The organism is Streptomyces sp. NPDC056527, assembly GCF_042794475.1.
GTDB lineage: Bacteria > Actinomycetota > Actinomycetes > Streptomycetales > Streptomycetaceae > Streptomyces.
The window spans coordinates 1-15115 of the sequence record NZ_JBHTTQ010000003.1; the positions used below are offsets into that span (position 1 = coordinate 1).

General features: G+C 69.7%; 11 protein-coding genes. 7 read left to right on the forward strand and 4 right to left on the reverse strand.

The features are described from left to right. Positions 1 to 106: 106 nt before the first annotated feature. The 5 genes from ACFQ7Q_RS02435 to ACFQ7Q_RS02455 are packed head-to-tail and all read left to right on the forward strand — an operon-like array spanning position 107 to position 6613. Positions 107 to 550: an SseB family protein gene (locus tag ACFQ7Q_RS02435; RefSeq protein WP_383548728.1), complete on the forward strand. Its 444-nt coding sequence runs from the start codon at positions 107 to 109 to the stop codon at positions 548 to 550. Continuing rightward, a complete protein-coding gene (locus ACFQ7Q_RS02440) occupies positions 547 to 1191 on the forward strand; it encodes a hypothetical protein (protein ID WP_383548730.1) in 645 nt (214 codons plus the stop codon). The genes ACFQ7Q_RS02435 and ACFQ7Q_RS02440 overlap by 4 nt, the downstream gene beginning before the upstream one ends. A 2-nt stretch (positions 1192 to 1193) precedes the next feature. Beyond that, on the forward strand, positions 1194 to 5723 hold the full coding sequence (locus ACFQ7Q_RS02445) for a putative T7SS-secreted protein (RefSeq protein ID WP_383548733.1): 4530 nt from the start codon (positions 1194 to 1196) through the stop codon (positions 5721 to 5723). Next, a complete protein-coding gene (locus ACFQ7Q_RS02450; RefSeq protein WP_383548735.1) occupies positions 5713 to 6216 on the forward strand; it encodes an Imm50 family immunity protein in 504 nt (167 codons plus the stop codon). The genes ACFQ7Q_RS02445 and ACFQ7Q_RS02450 overlap by 11 nt, the downstream gene beginning before the upstream one ends. Beyond that, positions 6203 to 6613, forward strand: a complete 411-nt coding sequence (locus ACFQ7Q_RS02455; RefSeq protein ID WP_383548738.1) for an Imm50 family immunity protein — start codon at positions 6203 to 6205, stop codon at positions 6611 to 6613. Before ACFQ7Q_RS02450 ends, ACFQ7Q_RS02455 begins: the two co-directional genes overlap by 14 nt. Before the next feature lie 165 nt (positions 6614 to 6778). On the opposite strand, the gene ACFQ7Q_RS02460 is transcribed toward ACFQ7Q_RS02455, so the two are convergent. From ACFQ7Q_RS02460 to aspS, 3 genes are all read right to left on the reverse strand, one after another. Then, the gene (locus tag ACFQ7Q_RS02460; protein WP_383548740.1) at positions 6779 to 7345 is read right to left on the reverse strand and encodes a Uma2 family endonuclease; all 567 of its coding nucleotides are present in this window, start codon (positions 7343 to 7345) and stop codon (positions 6779 to 6781) included. Between the two features lie 293 nt (positions 7346 to 7638). Continuing rightward, positions 7639 to 8568 (reverse strand): intradiol ring-cleavage dioxygenase, encoded by a 930-nt coding sequence (locus ACFQ7Q_RS02465; RefSeq protein ID WP_383548743.1) that lies wholly within the window; start codon positions 8566 to 8568, stop codon positions 7639 to 7641. 124 nt (positions 8569 to 8692) lie between these two features. Then, positions 8693 to 10522: an aspartate--tRNA ligase gene (gene aspS / locus ACFQ7Q_RS02470; protein WP_383548745.1), complete on the reverse strand. Its 1830-nt coding sequence runs from the start codon at positions 10520 to 10522 to the stop codon at positions 8693 to 8695. Positions 10523 to 10658: 136 nt separating this feature from the next. On the opposite strand from aspS, the gene ACFQ7Q_RS02475 reads away from it, so the two are divergent. Both ACFQ7Q_RS02475 and ACFQ7Q_RS02480 read left to right on the forward strand, forming a co-directional pair. Beyond that, on the forward strand, positions 10659 to 12848 hold the full coding sequence (locus ACFQ7Q_RS02475) for a SpoIIE family protein phosphatase (RefSeq protein ID WP_383548748.1): 2190 nt from the start codon (positions 10659 to 10661) through the stop codon (positions 12846 to 12848). 134 nt (positions 12849 to 12982) lie between these two features. Beyond that, the gene (locus tag ACFQ7Q_RS02480; RefSeq protein WP_383548751.1) at positions 12983 to 13801 is read left to right on the forward strand and encodes an MBL fold metallo-hydrolase; all 819 of its coding nucleotides are present in this window, start codon (positions 12983 to 12985) and stop codon (positions 13799 to 13801) included. A gap of 9 nt (positions 13802 to 13810) precedes the next feature. Here the strand turns inward: ACFQ7Q_RS02480 and ACFQ7Q_RS02485 are convergent, their stop codons facing one another. Next, the gene (locus tag ACFQ7Q_RS02485; protein WP_383549104.1) at positions 13811 to 14830 is read right to left on the reverse strand and encodes an AI-2E family transporter; all 1020 of its coding nucleotides are present in this window, start codon (positions 14828 to 14830) and stop codon (positions 13811 to 13813) included. Positions 14831 to 15115: the final 285 nt, after the last annotated feature.

Genomic DNA, 15115 nt, shown 5'->3' on the forward strand with positions numbered 1-15115 from the left:
GCCCCTTCCGGGGGCGGCGGCCACGGCCGTTTCCGGCCAACGCGATTGCAGTCGGGAACGACAATGTGTGACGATCGCACACGTGTGCGTGAACGGGGGAGGGCACATGAGACTGTCGGATCTGACCGCCGAATCGCCGACGCAGGCGGCACAGGGGGCGACTCCCGACCCGAAGGACCAACCCGACAGAGGGCTTGACTTCGCGGTGTTGCTGGGCGAATTCCGGCGTACGGCAGTCCTGGTGCCGATCGATCCATACGGAAGTCCATGGACGGCCGAGCACGGCGGGGTGCGCTGGATCTGCGCCTTCTCGAACCAGGAGTGCCTGGCACGATTCGCGCGGGCACAGGGCGATGCGGCGCGTGAGTGGGAGTACCGCACGATCCTCGGCGCCCGCCTGCTGGACGTGCTGGTGCCGAAGCTGGCGGTCGCGCTGGGCATACCCGCCGGGGTGGCACTGGACGCGGGCAGCGACGACGGAACAGTGTTCCCGCCGGTCGAGGGCATCGTCCCGGCCGGGGCGGTGGTGGATCTCGGGGGTGGGGCATGAGCGGAACCGATCCGGACCTGGCGGCGCCGGAGGGCGCGCTCGAACTGATCGCACAGGGCATCGACAAGGCGCACGGAGAACTGAAGGACCTGACGGTCGGCCAGCAGGCCGTCACCGGTCGTGGGTTCTCCACGCTCGCGCTGTCCGGTGTGCAGTTGGGGCACCTGGGGCTCGCGGAGCAATTCGAGACGTTCTGTGATCGCTGGGGCTGGGGTGTGCGCGACATGATGCAGAAGGCGAACGTGTTCACGGCCGCTTTGGGGGTGTCGGCGGGCGCGTACGGCGAGCAGGAGCGCTACGTCAAGGACACGATCAAGATCGCGACGAACGCGGTCAACGGCAATCCGCATCTGTCCGAGGACGAGGTCAAGCAGAAGACTTGGGACGAGATCAAGAACCAGAGCCCGACCGACAACGCCGACTACAGCCAGGAGTCGATGGCGCGGGCGCACCTCAATGTGAAGCAGAACTGGCGGGACACCGTGTACGACGTCGAGGACGGGCTGCTCGACTCGATGGGCAATGCCGGCGTCATCGACCCCGAGCAGCGCGCGGCGATGGACGAGCGGCTTCGTGAGGGCATCGACCCGTCACAAGCGGCCGTCGACCAAGCCCGGCAGCCGAACTGGGGGGAGCGCTGACGATGCCGGAGTGGGGGGAACTGTTCGACAGCGGCAAGCGGTGGGTCGGCGAGGGCATCGACGGCGCCACCGACATCATCGGCGACGGCCTGGACTACGTGGGTGCGGAAGGCGCCGCGGACACGGTCGAGGACTGGGGAGACAGGACCGCGTCCTCGCTCGGGGCGGAGGTCGGCGAGGCACAGCTCGGGCAGTCCGAGGAACCGGACGAGCTCGTGCACGGCAACGCGGGCGAGATCACCGCGACGGTGAAGAACCTGCGTGATTTCCAGTCGGCGTTCGACAGCGTCGGCCGCGGCCTGAAGGGCGTGGAGGGATCCGGGCGCTGGAAGGGCGAGGCTCAGAAGGCGTTCCAGGAGAAGTTCCAAGCGCTGCCGACGAGCTGGCTCCATGCGGCGGACGCCTTCGGATCCGCCGCGGCCGTCCTGGAGGCGTACGGGACGACGGTGACCTGGGCGCAGGGCAAGGCGCGGGAGGCGATCGCCCTCTACAAGCAGGGAAACGCGTCCTCGACGACGGCACAGGCCGCGTACGACAAGAAGGTCGTCGAGTACGAGGCATCGCTCGACGGTGACGATCCCCTGCCCTGCCCGGCCCCGGGGACGGACCCGGGCGACGCCCAGCGGGCCCGTGCCCAGGAGATCCTCACCGACGCGCGCCGCCAGCGGAACGAGGCGGCGGAGACGGCGAAGAAGGCGATCGCGTCCGCTCTGGTGCACGCACCGGTCGAGCCATCGCTCGGGGACCGGCTCAAGATCGACGCGATGGACTACGCCATAGGCACGGGCGCCGAGCGGTTGCACTTCGCCGGAGGCGCCGTGAAGGGCGTCGTCGGCCTGACGAACTTCGTCCGTTCCATCGACCCGCGCGATGCGTACAACCGCACGCACCCGGCTGAGTACTACGAGAGCGTCAACATGACGCTGTCCGGCCTCGTCTCGACAGGGGCCCACCCCGACCGGGCGCTGCAGGGCGCGTGGGAGTCGCTGAAGAGCGACCCGAGCGAGTTCTTGGGCCGACTGGCACCGGAGGCATTCGGAACGAAGGGCCTCGGCGGCGCGAAGGCGATCACGCGGGTGTCCGATCTCCCGAACAACCCCAAGGGCAAGGGCCGGACGGGGCACACGGAGGACCCGCACGGCACATGCCGAGCGGGCGGGGAGAAGTGCGAAGGCGGCGACCCCGTCGACATGGCGACGGGGAGGGTGATCCTGCCTCAGACCGATGTCACCCTGCCGGGCACCCTGCCACTGGTGCTCACCCGCACCTTCGAATCGTCCTACCGTGCGGGCCGCTGGTTCGGCCCGACATGGGCGAGCACGCTGGACCAGCGCCTGGAGATCGACAGCGAAGGGGTCATCCTCCACTGCGCCGACACCAGCCTCCTCGCATACCCGCACCCGGCTCCCGGCGTGCCCGTACTGCCCACGCACGGCATCCGCCGTTGGCCGCTGGACCGCGAGGGCGACACGTACACGGTCACGGACCCGGACAGCGGCCGCGTCCTCCACTTCGCCGTGCACTCCACCCACCTGGCCCTCCTCACCCAGATCGACGACCGCAACGGCAACTGGATCACCTTCGAGTACGACGCGGCCGGCGCCCCGGCCTCGATCGTCCACCACGGTGGCTACCACCTGAAGTTGACGACCGACGGCTCCCGTGTGTGCGCCCTGCACCTCGGCGAGCAGGAGGTCCTCCGATACGGCTACACCGACGGCCATCTGACCTCCGTGACCCACTCCTCCGCCCGCCCGCTGCGCTTCGGCTACGACGAGCACGGCCGGATGACTTCCTGGACCGACACCAACGACTCCCGCTACGACTACGTCTACGACGAGCAGCACCGCTGCGTCTCCCAGGCCGGACAGAACGGAGTCATGGCCTTCCGGTACACCTGGGCCGACGACCTGACGACGATCACGGACGCCCTCGGGCGCACCACCCGCTACGAGGTGGACGATCGCAGGCAGATAGTCGCCGAGACCGATCCGACAGGGGCGGTCACCCGCTACGAAAGGGACGGCCGAGGGCGCCCGCTGTCCCGCACGGACCCGCTGGGCTCCATCGGGCGCTTCTCGTACGACGAAGACGGCCGTCTCGTCGCGGTGGTGCGCCCGGACGGCCGCGTCACGACCACCGAGTACGACGTGCTCGGCCTCCCTGTCCGCGTGACGCGACCGGACGGCACGACGGTCCGCCAGACGTTCGACGAGCGCGGCAACCGCACGTCGGTGACGGAGGCGTCGGGAGCACGGACGGCGTTCTCGTACGACGCGGCGGGCGGGCTCACCGCGGTGACGGACCCGCTGGGCGCCACCACACGCATACGCACCGACCCCACCGGCATGCCTCTGGAGGTCACCGACCCCCTGGGCGCCACCACCCGCTACGAACGGGACGCCTTCGGTCGCACGGTCCGGATCACGGACCCGCTGGGCGCGGTCACGCATCTGGAGTGGACGGTGGAGGGCCGTCCGGTGCGTCGTACGGCCCCGGACGGCACGACGGAGTCCTGGACGTACGACGGCGAGGGCAACTGCCTCACCCACACGGACGCGATGGGTGCCACGACGAGCTTCGAGTACGGCGACTTCGACGTGATGAGGTCCCGTACGGGCCCGGACGGGGTCCGCTACGCGTTCGCCCACGACGCCGCTCTCCGGCTGACCCAGGTCACGAACCCTCAAGGACTGACCTGGGACTACCGCTACGACCCCGCAGGCCGAGTGACCGCGGAGACGGACTTCGACGACCGGACGCTGACGTACGGCTATGACGGAGCGGGTCGGCTGGCATCCCGTACGAACGCCTTGGGGCAGACCGTCCGGTTCGAGCACAACGAGCTCGGCCAGATCGTCCGCAAGGACGCGGCGGGCCTGGTGACGACGTACGAGTACGACATCTTCGACGAACTGGCGGCGGCGACCGCTCCCGAAGCGACACTGACCCGTCTCCGCGACCGCCACGGCCGGCTGGTATCGGAGACGGTGAACGGTCGGACGATGTCGTTCGCTTACGACGAGGTGGGCCGCCGGGTGGAGCGGACGACCCCGAGCGGTTCGGTGAGCACGTGGTCGTACGACGCGGCGGGCCGCAGGACGGAACTGACCTCCTCGGGCCGCGCACTGGCCTTCGCCCATGACGCCCTGGGCCGTGAAACCTCCCGTCATATCGGCGACTTCGCCGCCCTGACCTCGTCGTTCGACACGATGGGCCGCCTCACCGATCAGGAGGTCACCGGCGGATCGGGCCACCGCCTGCAGCGCCGCGCGTACACGTACCGCGCGGACGGGGGTCTCGTCGGCATGACGGACGACCTCTCCGGCCCCCGCCGCTTCGACCTGGACGCGGCGGGCCGCGTCACGGCCGTCCATGCGAACGACTGGACGGAGCGGTACGCGTACGACGAGGCCGGCAACCAGACGAAGGCATCCTGGCCGCCCACTCACCCGGCCCACTCCTCGACGGGCACGCGCGCCTACCAGGGAACCCGCATCACCCACGCGGGGTCGGTCCGCTACGAACACGATGCCCAGGGCCGGATCGTCCTGCGCCGGAAGACCCGCCTGTCGCGGAAGCCGGACACCTGGCGCTACGCATGGGACGCGGAGGACCGCCTGACGTCGGTGACGACACCGGACGGCACAGTGTGGCGGTACGCCTACGACCCCCTGGGCCGCCGAATATCCAAGCGATCCCCTTCGGAGACCGTCCACTTCACCTGGGACGGCGCCACCCTGTGCGAGCAGGCGGCCGAGGACATCACCCTCACCTGGGACCACGCGGGCCTGCGCCCCCTGCCCCAGACGGAACGCCGCACGGACACGGACGACGAGCGCTTCTTCGCCATCGTCACGGACCTGATCGGCACCCCGACGGAACTCGTCGACGAATCAGGCGACGTGGCCTGGCGCACCCGGGCCACTCTCTGGGGCACGACGACATGGAACAAGTCGGCCACGGCCTACACCCCGCTCCGCTTCCCGGGCCAGTACTTCGACCCGGAGTCGGGCCTCCACTACAACTACTTCCGCTACTACGACCCGGAATCCGCCCGCTACCTCACCCAGGACCCACTGGGCCTGGCCCCGGCCCCGAACCCGGCGACGTACGTCCACAACCCACACACGTGGAGCGACCCGCTGGGACTGGCTCCGGATGGGTGCCCTGACACGCCGCCGAAGGTCGGCCGCGACCTGACCCAGACCAAGGCAAAGGCATTGAGGGAGGCAGGAATTCCTGAAGGCGCCACACCAATCGATGTGAACGACTACGCACCCGCAACGACACCGGAGTGGCAGGGTTCAAAGCAGCTGCTGAACGAGAACCACGAGCCGATCTACTACCGGGAGGAGGTATACGAACATCCCAATGGGCAGGACCTCATCGTCTTCCAGGACCACTGGTTTGGCCATCAGAAGTTCGGAGAACCCGGGTACCAACCGGCGCACGTTCATGTGAGACCGTTTGAGGACACCCGCAATGGCCAGATACCCGGCACGGAGCCGCACTACTACTATGACCGATAGCCTGACCCTGGTGAATACCGAGAGCCTCGTAGCCCTCTACGGAAAGGTCCCGCCCCTCGACGAATTCCGTCTGCGCTCCATCAATGTGGACTGGCGGGGGCCCACGGTCACCCTCCGGGTGGACCTTTCGACCTTCCCGGCGGCGCTTCCTCCCGAGTGGGAGGACGCGGACATCGACACCGTCCAGTGCCACCTGCAATTCCTGGCGGTGGCGGACCTCTCCCTGGCGAAATGGCAACCCCCCGTACACTCCGCGTCCCTCGATGCCCAGCCCCTGGGCGAGGAACGGAGAATTCGGGTACGGGTGACAGGTCCCGGGGTGGACCTCGGCTTCACCAGCAACGAGTCCGTCCTGGTGGGACATGTGAGCGGCTTCAAGGTCGCGGCCGACGGCACGGACGGAGGCCGTCACCTCTTCTCTCGGAGGATCGACAGCCTGCGCCACGAAATCATTCCGGAAACCGATGAAAAGACCTTCTATGGGCGACTCTGACTGGACCTTGATGGTCGACTCGGCAGAGGAGATCACGGCCGCCTACGCGGCGCCACCCAGGCTGAACGAATGCGAGCTGTTCTACGTCCAGATCGACGAGAGAGACGCCTCCGTCACCTTGGGGTTCGAGACGTCCGTGCTCCCCTCGTCTCCACCTCACGCCTGGACAGGCCGGCCGTACAACGCCGTCGAGTTCTATCTGAAGTTCATGCGTGTGAAAGAACTCCGAATCACAGGCTGGGACTCCAGCGCTCGCGATGCGGCGGTCACCCTGGGCCGACGCGATGACGGAAGCGTCCATGTTTCCGTCGAAGGCGACCGGTCACACCTCGATTTCACGGCGTCTGCGTCCCTCCTGACCCGAACGCATCCGTTCCTCCGTGCTGACGAGCCGTGACACTGATGCCGACCGACAGCAGGCTTCAGAGCTGCTCGGTCGAGCAGGAAGAGGACCACGGAGGTGTGTGCGTCGTCAGGCTCGGGGCTGCGCAGGGGTTCCATCCTGGTGTCCGTGCCGGAGACTGCGGGCGCCTGCCCCAGGGCCTCGCACCTGGCACCTCGGTCAGTGCGTCCAGTCCTTCAGGGGTTCGGTGTCCAGTTCCAGGCTCACCGGCTCCGGCAGCGTGATCGTCTTCCCGAACGGGACCGTCACCACCATCTCGTAGCGCTCGCCGTCCGGTTGGGAGTGGACCTTGACCTCGCCCGCGGTCCGGTCGATCAGCAGGTAGACCGGGATGCCCGTCTCTGCGTACGCCTGCGGCTTCTCGATGCGGTCGCGCCGGCCGGTGTCGGAGTCACCCGAAGTGACCTCGACCGTCATCAGCACCCCGTCCGCGCTCGCCCATTCCCCCTGACCGACGAAGGCGTCGAGCGGCACGAGGCAACCGTCCGGGCGCGCGTTGCCCTTGCGGTACTTCTCGATCCGGAGGCCCTGGTCCGGGTAGAGCCACCAGCCGGCGTCGGCCTGGATGCACAGGCGAGTCAGCCAGGCGATGATCCGCCCATGATCACCGTCCGGCACAGCCTTCTCCTCGATCCTCCCGTCGATGAACTCAAGGCGCAGAGATTCGTCCACGCGTTCGCCGAGACGGGCGAGCTCTTCGAACCCCTCCTGGCTCAGGACGCTCACGGCAGACTCCTCCTGGATCGGTGGCGCCTTCCACGGTACGTGTTTGCCCCGGCTCACGTCCGGGTCCGTCGCAGTCGTCATGCCCGGGAGGCTGGCATATGCCAGGCTCGGCGTCCGCCGTTTCCTCGGCCGTCACCCCCGTGGGTGATACAGCGTGCTCACAGCCCAGCGTGAGCGGGCGCCCAGGTAGGGGCCCGGCGTGGGCGGGCATGGTTGTGAGACGTGGCCGGGTCTCGCCCTCGGGGCAGCGGCCGGATGCTCGCCGCTGCCCTGTTCGTGGACGGGCTACGGGGTCAGGAGGACGTGCCCGTGTGGGTCTCGTCCGGGTCGACGCCCATCGTGAGGGTGGCGACGACGCCCTTCGCGATCCTGCCCTTCGGGTACCTGAGGGCGAGCAGGCCGCCCTCCGTGCCGTTGCCCGGGTAGATGGTGTCGTCGTCGAGGGTCGTGCGTTCCGTGGTGCTCGTGGAGTACGGGGCGACCCTCGCCGAGTCCAGGACGGCGGACTCGGCGAAGAACAGCTGGCCCGTGTGGCAGGTGTGGCCGCCCTCGTAGCCGGACGACGTCATCTTCCCGCCGACGTGCACCTTGGTGTGGATGTGGACGCAGCGGCCCCGGTACCAGCCGGGGAAGACCGTCCGGAACTCCACGTACCCCTGCTTGTCGGTGAGTTGGGTGCCGCGCAGGTAGCGCTTGTCGTCCGTGGGCTCCTCATGGCCGCCACCGCCGCCACCTCCACCACCGCCGGGCTCACCGCTGGGAGGCGTACCCGTGGGGGTACCCGTCGGCGCGTCCGTGGGAGGCGTACCCGTCGGAGGCGTCCCGCCCCCGCCGCCACCGCCCGTGCTCAGGCTCTCGTACCCCGAGTAGATCCCCAGCGCGTCGCAGTGCCAGATGTCGACGGCCGCGTTCCGCAGCGGCTTGCAGGTGTCCGCGTCGATCACCTTCAGGCGCACGGTCAGCGGGATGCCCTCGCGGTCCTCGGTGATGTCCTTGCGGATCTTGTCCGCGTCGATGTAGTACGGGCCTTCGGTGGTCTCCGAGGTCAGCCGGTAACACGCCTCACCCGCCGTGCCCTTCCCGGACGAGCCCTTGCCCGACGAGCCGGCCGACGCCGTCGCGACCGCCCCGGCGCCGATCCCGGCCGCGACCACCACGCCGCCGCCCGCGACGAGCATCCGGCGCCGCGTCATGGTCCTCTTGTGCTTCGCGTTCTCGCTCATGGCCGAGGACCCTAGGAAGCCCCGCTGTCAGGGGCATGGGCGGCAGCTGTGAGTTCCTGTGCGTACGCCGAAGGGCCCGGAATCCGCGTGGATTCCGGGCCCTTCGTCTGCAGAACGCCGGTGACTACCGCGCCGCGTCCGGGTGGACCGCGTCCGTGATCGGGCGGGCGTCGGTGGGCTTCTCCACGACCTTCGACTCCACCGGCTTGCGGAGCTGGATGTTCAGCTCGCGCAGGCGGGCCTCGTCCAGTTCCGTCGGGGCCCCCATCAGGAGGTCCTGGGCGTTGCCGTTCAGCGGGAAGGCGATCGTCTCGCGGATGTTCGGCTCGTCGGCCAGGAGCATCACGATGCGGTCCACGCCCGGGGCGATGCCGCCGTGCGGCGGGGCGCCGTACTCGAAGGCGCGGAGCATGCCCGCGAACTCGTGCTCGACCGTCTCGCGCGAGTAGCCCGCGATCTCGAAGGCCTTGAACATGATCTCGGGCTCGTGGTTCCGGATCGCGCCCGAGGACAGCTCGATGCCGTTGCAGACGATGTCGTACTGCCAGCCGAGGACGTCCAGCGGGTCCTGGGTCTCCAGGGCCTCCAGGCCGCCCTGCGGCATGGAGAACGGGTTGTGCGAGAAGTCGATCTTGCCGGTCTCCTCGTCCCGCTCGTACATCGGGAAGTCGACGATCCAGGCGAAGCGGAAGACGTTCTCCTCGAACTGGCCGGCGCGCTTGGCGGCCTCGACCCGGACCGGGCCCATGATCTTGGAGACCTCGTCGAACTCGCCCGCGCCGAAGAAGATCGCGTGGCCGGGCTCCAGACCGAGGCGCTCGGTCAGGACCTTGACGTTCTCCTCGGTGAGGAACTTGGCGATCGGGCCGGTCAGGGCGTTGCCCTCGCCGACACGGACCCAGGCCAGGCCCTTGGCGCCGAGGGAGACGGCGAAGTCGCCGAGCTGGTCGAAGAACTTGCGCGGCTGGTCACCCGTGTTCGGCACCGCGAGCGCACGCACGTGCTTGCCGGCGAAGGCCTTGAACTCGGAGTTCTCGAAGACGTCGGAGATGTCGACGAGTTCGAGGGCCGTACGCAGGTCGGGCTTGTCGTTGCCGTACTTGAGCATCGACTCGCGGAACGGGATCCGCGGGAACGGGGAGGTGACGTGACGTCCGCCGCCGAACTCCTCGAAGAGCTCGGTCATGAGCTTCTCGATCGGCTGGAAGACGTCCTCCTGCTCGACGAAGCTCATCTCGACGTCGAGCTGGTAGAACTCGCCCGGCGAACGGTCGGCGCGGGCGTCCTCGTCGCGGAAGCACGGCGCGATCTGGAAGTAGCGGTCGAAGCCGGAGATCATCAGCAGCTGCTTGAACTGCTGCGGCGCCTGCGGCAGCGCGTAGAACTTGCCCGGGTTGAGACGGGACGGGACGACGAAGTCGCGGGCGCCCTCGGGGGAGGTCGCGGCGAGGATCGGGGTCGCCATCTCGTTGAAGCCGAGGGCCACCATCTTGGAGCGGATGGAGGCGATGACGGCGGAGCGCAGCATGATGTTGCGGTGCATGCGCTCGCGACGCAGGTCGAGGAAGCGGTACTCCAGGCGCCGCTCCTCGTTCACGCCGTCGTCGGCGTTGATGGTGAACGGGATCTGCTTCGCCGCGCCCAGGACCTCGACCTCGGCGGCCTCGATCTCGATCTCGCCGGTGGCGAGCTCCGCGTTGACGTTCTCCGCGCCACGCGAGACGACCTTGCCGTCGACGCGGACCACGGTCTCCTTCGTCAGCTTGTCGAGGACCTCGGCCGCGGCGGTGCCGGGCCGGGCGACGAGCTGCGTGATGCCGTAGTGGTCGCGCAGATCGATGAAGAGGATGCCGCCCAGGTCGCGCCGATTGTGCAGCCAGCCGCTCAGCCGGACGTCGGTGCCGACGTCAGAGGCGCGGAGCTCGCCGCAGGTGTGGGACCTGTACCGATGCATCGTCGTTCATCCAGTCTTCTGGGATCGATGGAATGCCTGGACATATCCAGGCCCGTCAAGGGTACCGGGCGACCCGAGATCGACCTTCGAATACTCTCAGTGGCGACCAGCAGTCCGATATTCATAAAGTGGGGCAATGCGCACCGAGGACGTCCTGGCCGCGATCGCGACCGGCATATGGCGCTGGGACAACGCGTCCGGGATGGTCACGCTCGACGCCGAGGCGGCCCGGCTCCTCGGGCTGCCCGCCGAACCGGCCCAGCTCACGGAAGCGGCCGTACGCTCCCGCTTTCATCCCGTCGACTGGAACGAGATCGACGGGGTCGTGAACCTCGCCGTGGCGGAGGGGACGCTCGCCGAGGCCCGGCTGCGGATCATGGACGGTCACGGACGGGTGATCCGTACCGTACGGAGCAGGTCCAAGCCGCTCGTCGAGGCCGGCGACTACCAGCTCGTCGGCACCCTCCAGGAAGTCGCCGAACCCCAGCCCGGCACCGCCGCCCGTACGCCCATCACCGGTGACTGGCGCCGCTCGCGCGAGGCGTTCCTGCTCGACGCGGGGCGGGCGCTGGCCGAGGCCAGGTCGACCGCCGAGGTGCTGCGGGTCGCCGCCTCGCTCTCCATGCCGGGCTTCTCGCCCGACGGACTCGCCGTCTTCGGGGTCGCCGGCGAACGGCTCACGATCATCGGCCATCACGGGCACAACGCGGGCGACGAGGGCCCCTTCACCTCGATGTCGGTGGACACCGACTATCCGGCGGCCGAGGTCGTACGGACCGGGCGGGCGATCTATCTGCCGTCGCCGGACGAGTACCTGCGGCGCTTCCCGGTGACCTGGCCGCTCGCGCAGCGCTTCGGCCGGCAGTCGTGGGCGTACCTGCCGCTCATCGTGGCCGGGCGCACCATGGGCGCGTGGATGGCCGCCTTCAAGCACCAGGTCGCCTTCACCCCCGACGAGCGGTCCGTGCTCACCACGGTCGCGCGAATGCTGGCCCAGGCCCTCGCCCGGGCCGGGGTCGCGGAGTCCGAGCGGGAGCTTTCGCTCGGACTGCAGCGCACGATGATGCCGGTGCTCGGCCCCGGCATCCCGGGGCTGCACGTCGCCGCGCGGTACGTCCCCACCGGCGGCGGGCTCCAGGTCGGCGGCGACTGGTACGACTTGATCCAGCTTCCCGGCGGCCGTATCGCGCTCGTCATCGGTGACGTCCAGGGCCACGACGTCCGCGCCGCCGGACTGATGGGCCAGCTCCGGATCGCGCTGCGGGCGTACGCCTCCGAGGGCCACCGGCCGGACGCCGTCCTCTCCCGCGCCTCGCGCTTCCTGTACGGGATCACGGACGGCGACGGGGACGGGGGCGTCGCGGGCCGAGGTGTGGACGGCGCCGTGGGCTTCGGGAACGGGGGCGTCGGGATCGGGGGGATCGAGCTCGGGGGGATCGAGCTCGGCGGGGAGGGCAGTGACCGGGGCGCGCACAACGGCGGGCCCCGCTTCGCGACCTGTCTCTACATGGAGATCGACCCCGTCACCGGCGTCGTGGACATCGCGCGGGCCGGGCACCCCGACCCGGCGGTGCGGATGACCGACGGAACGGTTCTCCTGCGGCCCACGGCCGGCGGGCTTCCGCTCGGCATCGACCCGGACACCGACTACCCCACCACCCGGTTCACCTTGGAACCGGGCGAGACCCTGATGATGTGCACCGACGGGCTCCTGGAGACCGGCGGCCATGACCTGGACAGCGGCTGGGAACGTATCCGCGCGCTGCTCGAAGGGCACGAGGGCGACTCCCTGGAGGACCTGGCCGACAGCCTCGTCGAGGCGGTCCACGGCCCCGGCTCCCACCACACCACCGGGCCGCTCGCCGACCGGCGCGAGGACGACATCGCGGTCCTGCTTTTGTCCCGCCAGGGCCCGGCCGTCCGCGAGGCGCCGCGCCGCACGATGATGACGGTCGCCCAGGCGGAACCGGAACGGATCGCGGCGGCCCGCCAGCACGTACGCCAGCTGCTGCACGACTGGTCGGACGAGGACCAGGTCGACTCGGCGGTCCTGATGGTCTCGGAGATGGTCACCAACGTCCTCATCCACACGGACGGCGACGCCCTGATCGTGGCGGCGGTGACCTGCGACGGGGTCGGCCGCCGGATGCGGGTGGAGGTCTCGGACGCGAGCGACGAACTCCCGCACAAGCGCCATCCGGGCGAGATGGCGTCGTCGGGGCGCGGCCTGGTCCTGATGGAGATGCTGGCGGAGGCGTGGGGCGTGGACCCGCGGGGCGAGGGCAAGTCGATCTGGTTCGAACTGACCGAGCCGCAGAAGGGGTAGCGCGGGGGCGATGGCAGGCGGGGTGCACGCGCGCGTGGGGGCGGGCGCCGCAGCCCCGCCCCGCGCGCGCGGGGCGGGGCTGCGCGGGAGACTGGTGACGTACCGCCGTCGCCGGGGGGACCACGGAGTTTGTCATGGACACCCACAAGGTCGGCAGCGACACCACCGTCCTGGCCGACAGTCTCGAAGTCCCGGGGATCGGCCACATCCCCGCCAGCGCGTACGTCCTCACGGCCAAGGAACCGGTCGTCGTCGACACCGGTCTCTCCCTCGCCGACCGGAACTTCGTCGGCGCCCTCGGCTCCGTCATGGACCCCGCCGACGTCCGCTGGATCTGGCTCACCCACCCCGACCGCGATCACACCGGCGGCATCTTCGACCTGCTCGTGGCCGCGCCGAAGGCGAAGGTCGTGACCACCTTCATCGGCGCCGGGATCATGACCACCGAGCGCCCGCTGCCGATGGACCGCGTCTACTTCCTCAACCCCGGCCAGTCCCTCGACGTCGGCGACCGCATGTTGCGCGCCTTCAAGCCACCGCTCTTCGACAACCCCGCCACGGTCGGCTTCTACGACGAGAAGACCCGGATCTGCTTCAGCTCCGACTGCTTCGGCGGCCCGATGCCGACCGCGGAGCTCGCCGAGAGCGGGCATGCGAACGACCTCAAGCCCGAGGAGCTTCGGCAGGCGCAGCTGCTGTGGGCGACCGTGGACAGCCCGTGGGTGCACATCGTGGACCGGGAGAAGTACCGCGCGACCGTGCAGCCGCTGCGCGACATGAATCCTGAGATCGTGCTGTCGACGCATCTGCCGCCCGCGGTGCGGATGACCGACATGATGATCGAGACGATCACGATGGCCCCGGACAGCGACCCGTTCGTGGGCCCGGACCAGGCGGCGCTCGAGCAGATGCTGGCGTCCTTCGAGCCGGGCGGCATCCCTGCCGCGACCTGACCGCCGGCGTCACTCCCCGGCCGGGGCGCCGTCGCCCCGAGCGCCCGCGTCGGGGGTCCCGTACCGGCTGCGCAGCTCGCCGATCACCCCGAAGGCGGCGGCCGTCACCGGCACGGCCAGCAACATGCCCAGGATTCCGGCGACGGACGCCCCGGCCGTGATGGCGAGCATGACGACGGCCGGGTGCATCTGTACGGTCCGGCTCTGGATCGCGGGCTGGAGGACGTTGCCCTCGATGACCTGGACGGCCAGCACGACCCCGAGGACCCACAGCGCGATGACGAAGCCGCGGTCGGCGAGGGCGACGAGGACGGCGACGGCCCCCGACAGGAACGCGCCGAGGTACGGGATGTAGGCCGTGACGAAGACGAGCGCGCCGAGCCCGACGGCGCCGGGCACCTGAAGGATCAGCAGCCCGGCCGTGATGAGGACGGCGTCGACGAGGGCCACGATGGTCGTGCCGCGCATGAACCCCTCGACGGCCTCGAAGGCGCGGCGCCCCATGGCCTCGATCGTGTCGCCGGTCGAGCGGGGGGCGAGCGAGCGCAGGGCCCCGGCGGCCTTGTCGGAGTCCCTGAGGAAGAAGAAGATCAGCAGCAGGGCGAGGACGGCCATGGCTGCCACCTGGCCGACGACGCTCAGCCCCGAGATCACCCCGGAGGCGGCGGTCCCGCCGAACTTCTCCAGCAGCGCCTTCGCGTTCTTGGCGAGGTCGTCGATCGAGGTCCCCGCCGCGCCCAGATGGTCGGCGATGTCGACGGCGGCCTGCCGCAGCGAGGCGATGATCTGGTCGCCGGTCTCGATGAGGGCGACGACGACGATGTAGGTGGCGCCGCCGACGAAGGCGAGGACGGCGAGGACCGTGAGCCCGGCGGCGAGCGACTTCCGCATCTTCATCCGCAGCAGGCGCCGGTAGAGCGGCCCGAGGAGCGCGGTGCCGAGGATCGCGAGCAGGACGGGCGAGACGGCCGTCTGGAACACCACGCACAGCCAGATGGCGACGGCGGCGACCCCCGCGACGAGCAGCATGACGACGCACCAGGCGGCGACCCGGCGGGCGACCTCGGGGAGGAGGGGACGGGGACTCGGCGTCTGCACCCGTCCACCGGACCACGACGCCCGGCGTGTCGTCCTGCGCTACGGACCCGGACGAGTGACGCCCCGTCAGAGTTCGCACGGGTACGCGTACGGGGACGGGTACGGGGCCAGGCACCTCGCCCAGCGCCGTACCGAACCCGAACCCGACCCGATCTCGTACCGAACCCGACCTCGTACCGAACCCGGACCGAACCGGACCCAGACCGAACCCGGACC

Bases quoted from the DNA above. Each gene is read 5' to 3' on its own strand.
- ACFQ7Q_RS02435 (WP_383548728.1), top strand. From the start codon at position 107: ATGAGACTGTCGGATCTGACCGCCGAATCGCCGACGCAGGCGGCACAG.
- ACFQ7Q_RS02440 (WP_383548730.1), top strand. From the start codon at position 547: ATGAGCGGAACCGATCCGGACCTGGCGGCGCCGGAGGGCGCGCTCGAA.
- ACFQ7Q_RS02445 (WP_383548733.1), top strand. From the start codon at position 1,194: ATGCCGGAGTGGGGGGAACTGTTCGACAGCGGCAAGCGGTGGGTCGGC.
- ACFQ7Q_RS02450 (WP_383548735.1), top strand. From the start codon at position 5,713: ATGACCGATAGCCTGACCCTGGTGAATACCGAGAGCCTCGTAGCCCTC.
- ACFQ7Q_RS02455 (WP_383548738.1), top strand. From the start codon at position 6,203: ATGGGCGACTCTGACTGGACCTTGATGGTCGACTCGGCAGAGGAGATC.
- ACFQ7Q_RS02465 (WP_383548743.1), bottom strand. From the start codon at position 8,568: ATGAGCGAGAACGCGAAGCACAAGAGGACCATGACGCGGCGCCGGATG.
- aspS (WP_383548745.1), bottom strand. From the start codon at position 10,522: ATGCATCGGTACAGGTCCCACACCTGCGGCGAGCTCCGCGCCTCTGAC.
- ACFQ7Q_RS02475 (WP_383548748.1), top strand. From the start codon at position 10,659: ATGCGCACCGAGGACGTCCTGGCCGCGATCGCGACCGGCATATGGCGC.
- ACFQ7Q_RS02480 (WP_383548751.1), top strand. From the start codon at position 12,983: ATGGACACCCACAAGGTCGGCAGCGACACCACCGTCCTGGCCGACAGT.
- ACFQ7Q_RS02485 (WP_383549104.1), bottom strand. From the start codon at position 14,830: ATGCTGCTCGTCGCGGGGGTCGCCGCCGTCGCCATCTGGCTGTGCGTG.